The organism is Pseudomonas sp. BP11-1-1 (genome assembly GCF_052112105.1).
GTDB lineage: Bacteria > Pseudomonadota > Gammaproteobacteria > Pseudomonadales > Pseudomonadaceae > Aquipseudomonas > Aquipseudomonas alvandae.
In genome coordinates this window covers 105,223-118,884 of record NZ_JAUTYU010000003.1, presented here as the reverse complement: position 1 = coordinate 118,884, position 13,662 = coordinate 105,223, and the positions used below count along the sequence as shown (strand labels likewise).

The 13,662-nt window shown below is 58.8% G+C and carries 11 protein-coding genes; 2 read left to right on the top strand and 9 right to left on the bottom strand.

Annotated features, from left to right (window positions below; all coding sequences use genetic code 11):
- Positions 1–5: 5 nt before the first annotated feature.
- Both Q7C33_RS07325 and Q7C33_RS07320 read left to right on the top strand, forming a co-directional pair.
- Entirely contained in the window at positions 6–1,136 is a 1,131-nt protein-coding gene (locus Q7C33_RS07325; protein ID WP_407683080.1) for an HlyD family secretion protein, read from the top strand.
- Positions 1,126–2,175 carry a DUF2955 domain-containing protein gene (locus Q7C33_RS07320; RefSeq protein WP_407683079.1) on the top strand — a complete coding sequence of 350 codons (1,050 nt, stop codon included), beginning with the start codon at positions 1,126–1,128 and terminating at the stop codon, positions 2,173–2,175. Before Q7C33_RS07325 ends, Q7C33_RS07320 begins: the two co-directional genes overlap by 11 nt.
- Positions 2,176–2,340: 165 nt before the next feature.
- Here Q7C33_RS07320 and Q7C33_RS07315 read toward each other — a convergent pair whose 3' ends face one another.
- The 9 genes from Q7C33_RS07315 to Q7C33_RS07275 form a co-directional block, all read right to left on the bottom strand.
- Positions 2,341–3,522 carry a hypothetical protein gene (locus tag Q7C33_RS07315; RefSeq protein ID WP_030141782.1) on the bottom strand — a complete coding sequence of 394 codons (1,182 nt, stop codon included), beginning with the start codon at positions 3,520–3,522 and terminating at the stop codon, positions 2,341–2,343.
- Positions 3,523–3,687: 165 nt separating this feature from the next.
- Entirely contained in the window at positions 3,688–4,926 is a 1,239-nt protein-coding gene (locus tag Q7C33_RS07310) for a serine hydrolase domain-containing protein (protein WP_030141783.1), read from the bottom strand.
- Between the two features lie 6 nt (positions 4,927–4,932).
- Complete coding sequence (locus Q7C33_RS07305) at positions 4,933–5,889, bottom strand: ABC transporter ATP-binding protein (RefSeq protein ID WP_407683078.1); 957 nt, start codon at positions 5,887–5,889, stop codon at positions 4,933–4,935.
- A 24-nt stretch (positions 5,890–5,913) separates the two neighbouring features.
- The gene (locus Q7C33_RS07300) at positions 5,914–6,945 is read right to left on the bottom strand and encodes an ABC transporter ATP-binding protein (protein ID WP_407683077.1); all 1,032 of its coding nucleotides are present in this window, start codon (positions 6,943–6,945) and stop codon (positions 5,914–5,916) included.
- Positions 6,945–7,814, bottom strand: coding sequence for an ABC transporter permease (locus Q7C33_RS07295; RefSeq protein ID WP_407683076.1), 870 nt, complete (start codon positions 7,812–7,814; stop codon positions 6,945–6,947). The genes Q7C33_RS07300 and Q7C33_RS07295 overlap by 1 nt, the downstream gene beginning before the upstream one ends.
- A gap of 11 nt (positions 7,815–7,825) precedes the next feature.
- The gene (locus Q7C33_RS07290) at positions 7,826–8,842 is read right to left on the bottom strand and encodes an ABC transporter permease (protein WP_030141787.1); all 1,017 of its coding nucleotides are present in this window, start codon (positions 8,840–8,842) and stop codon (positions 7,826–7,828) included.
- Between the two features lie 167 nt (positions 8,843–9,009).
- Positions 9,010–10,554: an ABC transporter substrate-binding protein gene (locus Q7C33_RS07285; protein ID WP_030141788.1), complete on the bottom strand. Its 1,545-nt coding sequence runs from the start codon at positions 10,552–10,554 to the stop codon at positions 9,010–9,012.
- A 219-nt stretch (positions 10,555–10,773) separates the two neighbouring features.
- The gene (locus Q7C33_RS07280; protein ID WP_030141789.1) at positions 10,774–11,601 is read right to left on the bottom strand and encodes a helix-turn-helix domain-containing protein; all 828 of its coding nucleotides are present in this window, start codon (positions 11,599–11,601) and stop codon (positions 10,774–10,776) included.
- A 328-nt stretch (positions 11,602–11,929) separates the two neighbouring features.
- On the bottom strand, positions 11,930–13,645 hold the full coding sequence (locus Q7C33_RS07275) for an alkaline phosphatase D family protein (protein ID WP_198795763.1): 1,716 nt from the start codon (positions 13,643–13,645) through the stop codon (positions 11,930–11,932).
- Positions 13,646–13,662: the final 17 nt, after the last annotated feature.

The following is a 13,662-nucleotide window of genomic DNA, read 5'->3' as shown; positions in this document are numbered from 1 at the left end:
CCGATATGCCCGAGACGCAGAATTCGCCCGTTTCCGTCGAGCCAGAACGCCAAGCTGAACCGCCTTCTGAAAAGCCTGCGCCAGGCAATCCGCTGCGACGCATTGCGCTAGGCGTCGCGGTGTTGACCGCCGTGCTGTTTACCCTCTCCATTTTCATGGAACGACGCACGCCCTCGACGTCACAGGCCGTGGTGCAAGCCTATGTGGTGGAAATGGCTGCCGAGGTAGGTGGCCGCGTGACAGAAATCGCGGTGCTCGACAACGCCCGGGTGAAAGCCGGCCAGGTGCTGTTTCGTATCGACCCGCAACCCTACAAGCTTGTCGTCAGCGAGGCTGAAGCGCGGCTGGAGGAAACCGGCCAGGCATTGGGCGCCAGCACCGCCTCGGTGGATGCCGCCCAGGCCCAGCTGGTGTCGGCGCGCGCGCAGCGCGACAACATACGCGAGCAGGCCCGGCGAGTGAATCAAATGGTCGAGCGCGGTGTGTTCGCCCCCGCCCGCCAGGATGAAGCCAAAGCCTCGCTGGGTTCCGCCGAGGCGGCCGTGAGCAAAGCCCAAGCCGACCTGGAGCGGGCGCACCAGCAACTCGGGCCCAAAGGCAACGACAACCCGCAATTCAAGCAAGCCTTGGCCGCGCTGGAAAAAGCCCGGCTGGATCTGGTGCGTACCGAAGTCATTGCACCCGCCGATGGCGTGATCACCCACCTCCAGCTCGCCGTTGGCCAAGTCGTCAGCGCTGGCCAACCGGCACTGACCTTTATCGACAGGACCACGGTATGGGTGTCTGCCGCCTTCAAGGAAAACAGTCTGGAACATGTGCAGGCCGACGATCCGGCGGAACTGGTGTTCGATGTATTGCCGGGGCGGGTATTCAAGGGTCGTGTTGAAAGCGTTGGCTGGGGTGTCGCACAGCAAGACAGCAGCAACGCCGCCCTACCCTCGGTGCGCAACGAGAGTGGTTGGGTGCGCGACCCGCAGCGCTTTCCGGTACGCCTGATAGTGGAGGAGCCCCACCCGATCGGCCCACGTTACGGCTCGCAAGTCACCGTGGTGATCTATACGGGTGACAACCCCATGACCAACGCTTTGGGGGCATTCATGACACGCCTGGGCGCCTGGCTGAACTATGTCTATTGATGGGCAAGCTGCGCCGCAGCTGCTGCGGATCAAACGCCAGGGATTGCGCGTCGCCCTGGCTGTGACCGTGGGCTTGTGCACGGGACTGGTCCAAGGCGACATCCTGCCCTTTCTCGCACCCTTGTTCGCCATCCAGTTCCTCTTGGCCAGCCGCCGCGCGCCAACGTTATCCCAGGGATTGATAACGTTGTTGGTGAGTATGCTGACCGGCGCGCTGCTGGTGTGCATGACCGGCGTGCTCGGTGAGCGGCCGTGGATACTGTTACCGCTGCTGTGGCTGTTTTATTTCGCCTGCTTTACCGCGCAAGGCCGACAATTGGGCGGCGCGGGGCCCACATTGATGTTGGTGATTGCGATTGTGGTGCCGATGCTCGATACCGTGCAGCGTGATCTGGGCGAGTCCATCGTGCTCGTTCTGGTCAAGGCGGTCAGCCTGGGTTTGCTATTGACCTGGGGCGCCCATGCGCTGATGCCCGACCTTGCGGGTGAACAGGCCGACCAGCCACTCGCGCAGCCGCAGGAGTTGACGCTAGTGATTCGCCAGGCCATGACCAGCGCGGCGATTTTGCTGGCCATGGTTGCCCTGTGCCTGAGCGATCCACGATTGGCCACGGCGATGGTCGTCCCCATCACGGTGGCCTCGTTGCTCAGCCAATTCTCCTTGGACATGAGCAGCCGCAGCGCCCTCGGGCTGGTGGTCGTCAACCTGCTGGGCGGAGTGGTGGGTTCTCTGGCCTTTACGCTGTTCGAACTGCGACCAAGCCTATGGCTGGTGGCGCTGGTCCTGCTGCTGGTCAGCCTGCTGTTTGCCGGCAAAGCTGCCCTGGGCAACACCGCTGGCAAGGTATTCGGCGGAGGGCTCATGACGTTCCTGATTCTGTTCGGGCTCGGTGTATCAGCGTTGCCGACAGAAACGCCCCAGCTGTTTTCCACCCGTATCGCGTACGTGCTGTTTGCGGTTGTCTATGCCATTGGCATGGCCGCGCTGTTGTGGCCGAGAGGGCGTGCAAGAGCTCGCCGTGCAGGCGTAGAGCGATAGGCTGATGAAGGTGCACCTCCCCGCCTAGCGACTGAGTGGGCTCGAAACACCCAACGCCGATTGGGGATTTCGCAAGCCAACTCGCTCCCGAAGTTTATGCGCTAAACCTGTGGGAACGAGCCTGCTCACGAACAAGACTTCAGGGCTGTTGCCCCATAATTCTAATCAGAAGTAGTAACCGATGTTCATGTACAGCTGGTTTTCCCACCGGTCACTACCCCCAGCCCCCAGACTCTGGGTGAGGCTGCTGCCGCCGATGACCGGGTCATTCTTGCCGTACAGCCATTCCGTGGCGATCCACAGTTTGCTGAGGGAGAACGAGGTGCCGAGAATCATCCGTTGCGAGGTCTTGAAGTCGTCTGCGGATTTATCGAAGGCGCTGTAGTTGGCGTACAGCTGCACGCCGCTGATCTGGTCGAACAAGTACTTGCCGCCAACGTCGTAGCTCACATCCGCCACATACAAGTTGCCGCGACTGGCCACGTTGTAGGTGGCGTCGTAGCCGCCGAAAGTCACCAGTTCATCGGTACCGGGGTTGCGCGGGGACATCTGCTGTCGCGCAGCTTGCAGTTGCACGCCCCACGGGCCGTTTTTGCCAATGTAGTGCACCGCCACGGCATTGCGCCGGCCTTCGTTGTCGGTGTCGCGGTTCTCCAGGGACGAGGTCAGGCCAGAAATGCCGACCTCGGACTTCCACGGCCCCAGGTCCAGCGCCTTGGCCACCCGCAGCACCACGGTGTTGCGTTCCTGGTTGTTGCTGCCGTCGATGACATAGCTGTCCGCTTCGGAGACGACGCTGGAGTAGGTTTCACCCTTGCTGGTGCCTTTGCCCTGCGAGGCCGGGCGAACGTAGTAACCGGCCTGGATATTCCAGTCGCCGCTTTGCTGGATGTACTTGGCGCCCAATTCTTCCAGGTCTTCCAGACCCACGACATTGCCCAGGGTTTGATAGAACGTGCTGCCAAAGTATGGCTGCAAACCGAACGGCACTTGGTTCAGACCGACCTGGACTTGCTGGTCGGGGTTGAACTTGTAGCCAATCCAGGCCAATTCGGCGAACTGGACGTCTCCTACATTTTCTGTGTACTGGTAAGGATAGGCACGTCCGTAGAAACGGTACTTGGCCTGGCCGATCCAAGTGTCGGAGTTGTACTTGGCGGAGAGGATCACGGTATCGAAGTTAAACTTCTGTATATCGCGATCCGGGTCATAGTCCCAACGCGCCCGGACGGCGCCGCCGAGATCGAGGTTATCGGTGACTTGGATCGCCTGCGCGTGGGTGGAAAGTGCGCCCAACAGCGCCAACGGGATCAGTGAGCCCAAGGCCCGGGTGGTTTTCAAGTTCATGGTCGCTCCATCTTTAAGTTTTATTTTTGGCAACAACCATCCCGGCCACGACAAAGCGCGGTCTGGATGAAATAGGTATGGCCCGCTGGAACAGAGGTTGGAACAGCGTCCAGGTGCTAGCGGGCTACGGGTGTTCGAGAAATCGCAGTCGTTTAAATTTCGGTGTCAGTTGCGTTGAATTTCTTCGACCACAGCCGCACAAGCGCGGAAGGTATCCAATGTCCACTCTGGATTGATGAAGTCCGGCCAACTGGACAGTTTTACGATCGTCACTTCAGAAGCCGGATCCCAAAAGATGCTTTGACCAAATACTCCGCGCGCCGAGTAAATCCCATGCTCACTGTCCAATACCCAGCACTTATTGCTATAGGCCGCGGTAGGAAAGTGCTTGGTGTAGTAGCCGTAGAGCACTTCAAAAGCGGGTGTGGAGCCACGTCCGCATGCACGTACAAATGTCTCCGGGACGATTTGCTGGCTGTTGTAATGTCCACCTTGCAAATACATTTGGGCAAATCGCCCGAGATCGCGCAGCGTGGCACTTATTCCCCCATCGGCCAATGCAGTTCCAACACGATCAAGGGTGATATTCGCGTCTTGTTCTGCTCCCAGTCTCGACCAGATCTCCCGACTCAACAAAACGGGGAGCCGCTCGCCGCAGGCCCGCTCGCAGACCCAGGCCAACATGTCGGTATCCACTGAGCGATACTCAAAGAACTGGCCATGTTCACGATCTTTACTCAGTGACTTCAACAAGGCATAGATGCTGTCGGGTGCGTTTCGCTCGCCCCGTTCACGCCAACCCGAGGCGATATCCAACTGGATGAATTCGGCGTCCGGATCGGTGTAGTCCTCCCTGAATCTCACGCCCGTGCGCATATCCAGCAGATCCTGTACCCGGGCGTCGCCATAGCCGCTTGCTGAAAGCTCGGGCACATAGTGGCTGACACACGCTTGAGGATCGATCCTGCCCTGGCCGATCAACCGGCCGACCAGGCTGCCGATGATGGTCTTGGATACCGATTGCAACAGATGCAACGTGTGCGGCTGCATACCGTTGAAATACTGCTCCGACACCACCTTGCCTTGGTGAAGTACCAAAAAACCATCGGTGTAACTATCGGTCAGGAAGGTCGCCAGATCGGTTTGCCCGCCGTCGACCCGCTGGAAACGTACGTCATCCAGTGAGCGCTCGTTGCGCTTGAGTTCGCTGACCGGCCCGGGACCGCGATGAATAGCGGCCACTGGAAACAGCTGGCTCATGTGCTGGAACGACCAGCGGTTATAGGGCGGGCTGTCCCAGTTATGCAGGCCAATCTGCTTTTCCCGGGACGGCGGATAGCCCTGCATCAGCCTTAAATCCTGGTAGCCAATGCCTGGAGCGGTCATGTCATTTTTATTGTACATAGGGGTTCAGCTCTCATCGTTCAGAGGGTGGTGGCAAGAAAAGCGGTGGCCGTGATCCTGGGTCTCGGCTGGCACCTCTCGGCGACAACGCTCGCTGGCCCGCGGGCAACGGGGCGCGAAGTGGCAGCCGGTAGGCCGGTTCAAAGGGCTGGGAATTTCTCCGCTCAGGATCTGCAACTGGTCACGGCGTTCCGGGTCGATGGAGGGCACCGAGTTGAGCAGCGCACGGGTGTAGGGATGACGCGGCCTACCGAACACCTGCTCCACAGGCCCGGCCTCGACGATGCGCCCCAAGTACATCACCAGCACCTGCTGCGCCAGGTACTCGACCGTCGCAAGGTCGTGACTGATGAACAGGTAGCTCAGGCCATTGTCGGTCTGCAGCGTCTTGAGCAATTGCAGCACTTGGGCCTGGACCGACACGTCGAGCGCCGCCGTAGGCTCATCGAGGATCAGCAGTCTTGACTCCAGCGCCAGGGCACGGGCAATAGCGATACGCTGCAACTGGCCACCGGAGAATTCATGGGGATAGCGATCCATGTGCTCCTCGCCCATCCCCACGTTTCCCAACAGCGAAAGAATGCGCGCGTGCAAGGCGCTGCCGCGCAAACCAAAGGCAACCTTCAGTGGTTCGGCAACAATCGCCTTGATGGTCATTTTCGGGTTCAGCGAGGCATAGGGGTTCTGGAACACCATGCTCAAGCTCTTGCCCCGAGCCCTGGCATCGGAGGGCAGCGGCCGACCTTCGACCAGGATTTGCCCACTGTCGGCTGGCAGCAGACCGAGCAAGGTCGCGGCCACCGTACTTTTGCCACAACCGGACTCTCCCACCAGCGCGACCGTCTCACCGACCTGCACCTCCAGGCTGATGTGGTCAATGGCGGTCACCAGGCCGTCGCGGCTGGCGTAGGTCTTGTGCAACTGAGTGACGCTCAGCAGTGCGGGCTGTTTGTTGTTGTTCATAGCCGTTTACCTTTCAAAGAAGCCTCACACCTTGACCAAGGTGTTGTGGCAAGCCGCCCAGTGTTCCTCGCCAATTTCCACCCTCGGCGCAGCCTGGACGCAGCGCCCGGTAGCGCGTTCGCAGCGGGGGTTGAAGGCGCAGCCAGGCGGGGGAGCCGCCATGTTCGGCACCTGCCCCGGGATAAAGCCCAGGGGTTGGGGGCCCTGCCCCAGCTTTGGCACGGTGCCCATCAATTTCAGGGTGTAGGGATGCGCGGGTCGCTTGAACACCTGGCCCACCGGACCGCTCTCCACCACTTCGCCGGCATACATCACCGCCACCCGGTCACAGAGCGAAGCCACCACGCCAAGGTTGTGGGTGATAAACAGAATCGCCAGGTCCTGCTCTCGCGCCAGCTTGCGCAGCAGCGCGATGATCTGCGCCTGCACGGTGACGTCCAGCGCCGTGGTCGGCTCATCGGCGATCAGCAGTTTCGGCCGACAGGCCAGCGCCATGGCAATCACCACTCGCTGCAACTGGCCGCCAGACATCTGGTGCGGATACTTGCCTAACGCAAGAGTGGGATCGGGCATGCTCACCGCTTCCAGCGAGCTCAGCGCCTCGGCGCGAATCTGTGCCTTGCTCAGTTGCCGATGGCAGCCGATGACATCGAACATCTGCCGCCCGACCGTGAAGAACGGGTTGAGCGCCTTCATGGGGTTCTGGAAGATCATCGCCGCGCCACCGCCACGCAAAACGGCCAGCTGCGACGCCGACGCGCCGTTGACCTGCTGTCCGGCGACCTTGACACTGCCTCCCAACCGCGCGGCCTCAGGCATCAATCCGAGGCAGGACATGGCCGTCATCGACTTGCCCGAGCCCGACTCCCCCACCAACCCAAGGATCTCTCCGCGCCTTACCTTGAGATCGATGCCGCGTACGGCCTTTACGGTCTTGAACAAACCAGGGAAGGACACCGTCAGTCCTTCCACTTCCAGCACCAGGTCCTGAGCTGCCTCGTTGTTCGAAGCAGCGAGAGACTCGAGCGTAGGAGTTTTCAAGGATTCGTTGATCATCAGCGCGTCCCCTTCTTTGGATCGAGCACATCGCGCAGTCCGTCACCCACCAGGTTGACGGCCAGCACCAGGACAAAAATCGCGACGCCGGGAAACAGCACCGTCCAGGGATTTTCGAGCAACTGTGAGCGCGACGCCGCGGCCATCAACCCCCATTCGACCATGGGCGGCTTGGCGCCCAGCCCGATAAAGCTCAGCGAGGCAGCGGCAAGAATGGTGTAACCAAAGTCCATGGAGCCCTGCACGATCACAGGGGTGGTGGCATTGGGCAGGACATGGCGAAGCAAGATACGGCAGTGACTGACGCCCATGGCGCGGGCGGCTTGGATATAGGTTTCCGAGCGAACCCGTACTACCGCACCACGCATGATTCTCGCGTACCAGGGAAACCAGGAGACGGCGAGCGCCAGCATGGCGTTGGCCAATCCCGACCCCAGCGCAGCGGTGATAGCGATCGGCAACAACAGCGGCGGAAAGGCCAGGAACACGTCTGAGACACGCATCAGCAGCGTATCGATTCGACCACCGAAGTAGCCGGATACAAGCCCGATCGGAATCCCGATCAGCATCGCAATCAGCGTCACGCTTATTCCAATGATCAGCGAGGTGCGTGCGCCATAAAGCACCCGTGAAAGAATGTCGCGACCAAACTCGTCGGTGCCCATCCAGTGTGCCCAGTTGGGCGCCAGCAACTTCTGGGAAAAAACAATCTTGTTAGGCTCATAGGGCGCAAGCCAGGGGGCGAAGATGGCTGCCAGGATGATCAACAGCAATAACAGCGCGCCGAAAACAAACAACTTGTTATCGCAGGCAAACGCAAGGACCTTGATGCGCCATGACGGGGCTCGCGAGGGGATGGACAGGGACACGTCTTGGATACTCATTGGACTCGCAACCTCGGATCAACAAGGTGATACAAGAGATCAACAATCAGGTTGATCGACAGATAGGTCGTGGCCAGCACCAAGGTGGCGCCCATCACGGCGGGGAAATCATTCTGGGCAATCGAAAACACCACGAAGCCGCCCAGGCCGGGCCAATCGAAAACGAACTCGACGACTACCGCACCACCGAGCAGATAACCGAAGGTCAGGCCCACCACGGTCAGGAGCGGGATCATTGTCGCCTTCAGGGCATAGGCGTAGTGGATACGCCACTTGGGTACGCCGTAGGAAACGGCCGTGCGGATGTACTCCTCGGAGAGCACCTCCACCATCATGTTGCGAGTGATCCGAGTGACGGTGGCCAAGGTCACGACGACCAGAGTGAGCACGGGCAGCGTCAGGTGTTTGATGGCGCTCCACAGTGCTACGAAATTACCGGCCAGCAGCGTGTCGACCAGGTAAAAACCAGTCACACGCTCAAACGGACTATCGAGAAGAATGGAAGCATCGATACGTCCTTGCAGGGGCAGCCAGTTGAGCTTGCCGTAGAACAGCAACTGCAAACCCATGGCCAGGATGAAAACGGGAAATGCCGTCCCGGCGATGGACCCCGCCCGCGCCACATTATCGATCGCTGAGTTCTGCCGCGCCGCAGAGACGACACCGATCGGCACCCCGAGCACCACCACCCAGAACATCGCCAGGAACGTCAGTTCAAACGTCGCGCCAACCCGCCTGACCACCTCCTCCACCACCGGCCGCCCGGTGCGCAAACTGGTGCCAAAATCACCCTGGAGAAGATTGCCGATGTAATTGAAGTATTGGATCGGCAGAGGTTTATCCAACCCGAGTTTTTCCCGCGCGACGGCAATTTGCTCCGCCGTGGGGTGATTTCCCAGCATCATCTCTACCGGAGAACCGGGAAGAGCTCGGCTCAGCACGAAGGTGATAGTCAACACGCCCAACAGAATGAAGAGCATGACTATCAATCGCTGGGCTATATACTTCGCCATTTAAACTACCTTTTGTGGCTAATAAACTTGGCCGTGACTTCTTACGCCCAGCATAAAGCCCTCAAGGCGAATCAACGCTTGAGGAATGACCGGGCGAATCAACCGACTATCGGATGTCAGGGCAAATCAGGCCTACCTCTACAACTTCATCGCAAACAGCTCGGCATTCAGCGATTCAAGTTGTAATAGAGAATGGCCTCATAGGCCGGATTAAGGCTTTTTTCCATACCCTTGATGTCTTTGCGGGAGACACGTATCTGCTGCACGTCGGCGTACCAGATCGCAGGAGCGTCCTTGGCCAGTAGCTGCTGGGCATGGACGTACTTTTCAGAGGATTTTGTCCTGTCGCTGCCTTCCAGCGCCGCCGCCTCTTCGATCAACTGATCAAAACTTGGGTTGCTGTAATGAGACAGATTGAACAGCGTTGTCTTCTCGGTATGAAACTCACTGAAAAGCCAGTCGCTGGGCGTCGGATACGTCGGCCACCAAGCCATGGACTGCAAGTTGGGAGCGGTGTCCAGCTTCTTCGCCTTATCCCAGATCACCCCCCACTCGCCGGGACGTAACTCTACTTCTACCCCAACCTGAGACGCCGTCGCCTGGAACAGTTCAGCCGCGTTTGCATAGACGCCACCGATGTACTGCATCGAGACTTTCCAGTCCTGCTTGGGTACACCGGAGGCTTCCAACAATTGTCGGGCTTTATCCAGATCGTAAGAAGCCATGGGCACGCTGGCATGCCCCCAGATACTGCTGGGCAAGGGCCCCTTGGGGACACTGCCGTAGCCGTGCAGAATATCGTTGGTGACACCTTCATAATCCCAGAGGTATTGCAGCGCCTGACGGAATGCCAGGTTATCCGTAGGGTACTTCTGGGTATTGATCAAGAATTGGAAGTTCTTCCACGAAGGCGCGGTGCTCACCTTGATGGCGGGGTTCTCTCCCAACACCTTGAGCTGATCAAGCGGGATATCCCAGGCGACACCGGCCTCGCCATTCTTGATCATCTGGGTACGGGTAGAAGCTTCGGACACGACTTTCACGATGACCCGATCGAACTGCCCTTCTTTCCAGCCGCCCCAGTAACCCTCGAAACGTTCGAGCACCACTTGCTGGCCCTGTTCGACCTGCCCAAGCTTATAAGGACCGGTGCCGATGGCATTGGGGGCCATCATCCAGTCGTGCCCTTTATCCACCGCCGCCGGGGCAATGATGTAGGCAGCGTATTGACCTGCTGCGATCAGATTGGCCGGAGTGGGACTCTGAAACTTGAGCACTACCGTGTCGTCAGCGACGACCTCCACGGAATCCAAGGCCTTCCATACATACGCGGCGCCTTGTTTTAGCGCTTTGACGTAATCAATGGACTTCTTGACCGCAGCGGCATTGAACGCCGAACCGTCATGAAATTTGACCCCGTGCCGCAGTTTGAAAGTCCAAGTCTTGCCGTTGTCGCTGCTTTCCCAGGACGTGGCGAGCCCGGGGGAAAACTCCTCGGCGCTGCCTGGCGCGTTATAGACCAGAAGTGTCTCGTAGATATTGCCCAGCACCCGAACCTCTTCGGAAAAAGCCGAGGCTGGATCCCAATCCTTGAAAGAGGCTCGATCAGCGACTACCAAGGTATTGTTTGCCGCACACACCAAGCCACTGGTCAACGGCGCAGAAACGGAGAGCGCCATCAACCCTGCCATCAAGGTTCTTTTGAAGTTCATCGGTGTTCCTCTTATTTTTATGATGGGCGCAGCGGGTCACTTGCACGAACAGACAATCATCCGACCGGAATAAACGACGTGATTGGTCGTCGCGAGACTGCCTGAGCGGTGTGGCCCATTATTGATCTGCCGTACCGTCAGCTCAATTTCGCGAACGCTAAGAAAAAAACGCCCGGTGACGCTTGAAAGCGTCACCTAGCGTCTGTTTTTAAGGCGGGGTTAGAACAAGGGGGGAACAAGGTTGAACTCACCCTCGGATGGGCGGATCAGCAGCCGCGCCCTGACTTCGCTGGGAATCTCAGGGGCATCAATCGGGAAGCAACTGCAACTGGACAGCGCGTTACGCAGGTCGATCGACTCGCCAAGGTACTCAAACACAATCTGCGCACCGAAAGGACGTCGAAAATTGTCGCCCGACACGCCAAGCACCAAGCCATTGAGAAAGCGGAAGCGACTGCGGTAGGAAGGGTAAAGCGCTGACCAGATATAGCCCCGGGAGGATAGGTATTCGCGCTCGACGATGTAAATCAGGTCCGATGATGCAAAGCAGAACCCCCGATATTTATTGATGCCGAAACTCTTCAGTTGGTCATCACCCAACCTCACTCGCTCGTACGTTTTACTCAGGATTTTGTTGCCAGAACGAGTCAAGCGGGTAATCGACTTGATCACCTCCCCTGAACCGGAGGGCGACATCAAATAGACGAAGTAGTAACCCTGGTACTTCGACAGCTCCTGCGCGGAGCTTGGAAAAAAATCGGTGGGTACAGCACTGTCCGGCTCTCGCGACGTGCGCTGCCGGTTGAGCAAAGCGCGGAAGGAATCGTGCTCGGAGAATATCTCATCCTCATCGACCCCGAAAAAGGCGCATATCTTGCGAAGGGTGAACAGTGAGGGAGTCGCCTGCGCCCCCAGGTATTTGTTGAACTGCTGGCGGTTGATATCGAGGGAGCGGCACACCATCGCCACCGATTTGTAGTACCCGCAGAGAAGACGCAAGTTTTGACTGAAATCTTGCATCGACTGGGGTGAATTGGAACTCGCCATTAAAAATATTCCTAACGCCACTATTGAACACGCTGGACTTATCGTCTCTTTGGATCACGGTCAGAAATCTGCAGCGCCAACCCGTGACCGACGTGCGCATTAAGCCCGACCATAGCGCCTGGGTGGGGGAATATTCAACAAGGACACATCATGCATTCGTTGGCCGTGCGTGCTCTCCCGCTGGGCGGCCGCTCAAACATCCAGCACCCGCGTTTCGTTGATCCGTTCATAAACGCCGGGGGGATGCCCGGCGTTCATGGGCCATGACCGCCCGGCTTTGGCGGTCATGGCGCAGCATCGCAACCACTCGGTCACGATGTACGCCGCATCACCAAGGCGCCAGCTTCAATCTCTCCGGCATCTTGCGTATCTGACCGTCCCCATGGCTTCGTGCAATCGGCTCTCCATCCCCGTCGAAGGCTTGCACGGCCAGTTCCGCCGCCACCGGGTCCACGTCGATCCGGCAGAAGTTGTCATCCTGGGAGAAACCCCACGCCCTGTAGTGCAAGGTGCCCTGGGCCGGACTGATGGCGAAGCCATCCTGGGTATTCGCAGCGCGTGAATCGTGGACGTAGCCAGCGGGGTCGCCATCGGCAAAAGCAAACGGCCAATAAAATGCGGAGGAGACTATGGAGTAAGCCTTGAGCGCCGCGGCAGGGCCCGAGAATTCCAGTTGCGCCACGCTGGAGCAATGGATGTCACCGGAGAGGAAAATCACGTTCTGCACGTTTCCGTCTACCATCGTCTGCAGAATCCGCCGACGCGTGTTGGGAAAACACGGCCACGAATCATCCTTCTCCTTGTGCTCGTCGCTGAGCAAGGTATCCACGCCGTTTGGCAGGAAGACGCTGGACGTCACGATGAACTTCGGCACGTTGCCGCGGGTTTGCTGCATGTGCATCAGCCACGCGCATACCCGGTCCAGTTGGCTCGGCTCGTTGGGATCAAGCGAGGGCCGGCCCAGCAGGTGATTGTCGGCCAACCCCGGCAGGTCGGCGAGAAAACGCTGGGTGCGGGTGTCGAGGACAAAGAATGGGTAGCCGGCGCAAACGAAGTCGTAGAACAGGTTCAGCGTGCGCATCCGCTTGAGCGAGGCTGGCGCCCCGTACGCCGGATCATTGACGTAGCTGTCGGTGAAACGCGGGCCGTGGCTCCACTGGTAACTCATGTAGGCACCAATGGCCAGGTTGAAGAGTATCCGTTTGCTGTTGCTCTGGTGCAGGCGATCCTGTGACCAGTTGTCCTCGATTTCGTGGTCATCCAGGATCATGTAGGTTGGCACGCGACTCAGCAGCTTGCGCATGTTCCGCGACCCGAACGCAATATGGTAGCGCTCCTGGAACTCTTCGTAGGTATCCGCCAGGCCGATGGGCACCATGCGATTGAACATGTCCGCATAGACCTGATCCCCGGCCATGAGTGACAGGTTGACCGGCCTTGCCTCATGCTGCTGGAGCATGGGGCGAAAGATGCGGTCGGCTTCCTTGCGCTTCCATAGCAAACCTGGATATCGGCACGAGCCCAGCAGGAAACTGAGTGGGGATGCGGCTTGTCCTGGCGCCGTCTGTGTGGTGAACGTAGCCTCGGCAAACGCTTCACCCAAACCATTTTCGAGATTCAACTTGTCCGCCCACACGGACGCGTCTGGGAGCTTGGACGCAATTTCCTCGCTGGTTACATTGCTGTCATTGGGATAAGCGTCATCCTGATTCAGCGACGCCATGCGCACGGTGTAGGTGGTGGCGGGATCGAGCGTGTAAGGCTGCAGTTTCTTTTCCTCCGCCGCATTTTTCCAGAGGGACTTGTCTACACCGAGATTCAACGTGCCGGTACGGTCGTATTCGCGGGGCAAGCGAAAATAGAAGATATCCCCCGGCTTTACCTTGCCGTTTTTTCCTACGACACCGAGTACACCAATGGAGCGGACCTCTTCATCCAGTTCTTTTCGATCGAGACAATCCGAGGCGGCAATCCACAACCGGCACGAACGATGGGTCGTGTGTCCCACGATGGGACCGAGTGCGGGCGCGCGAAGCGTAGTCATGCAGAGGCATCCTTGAG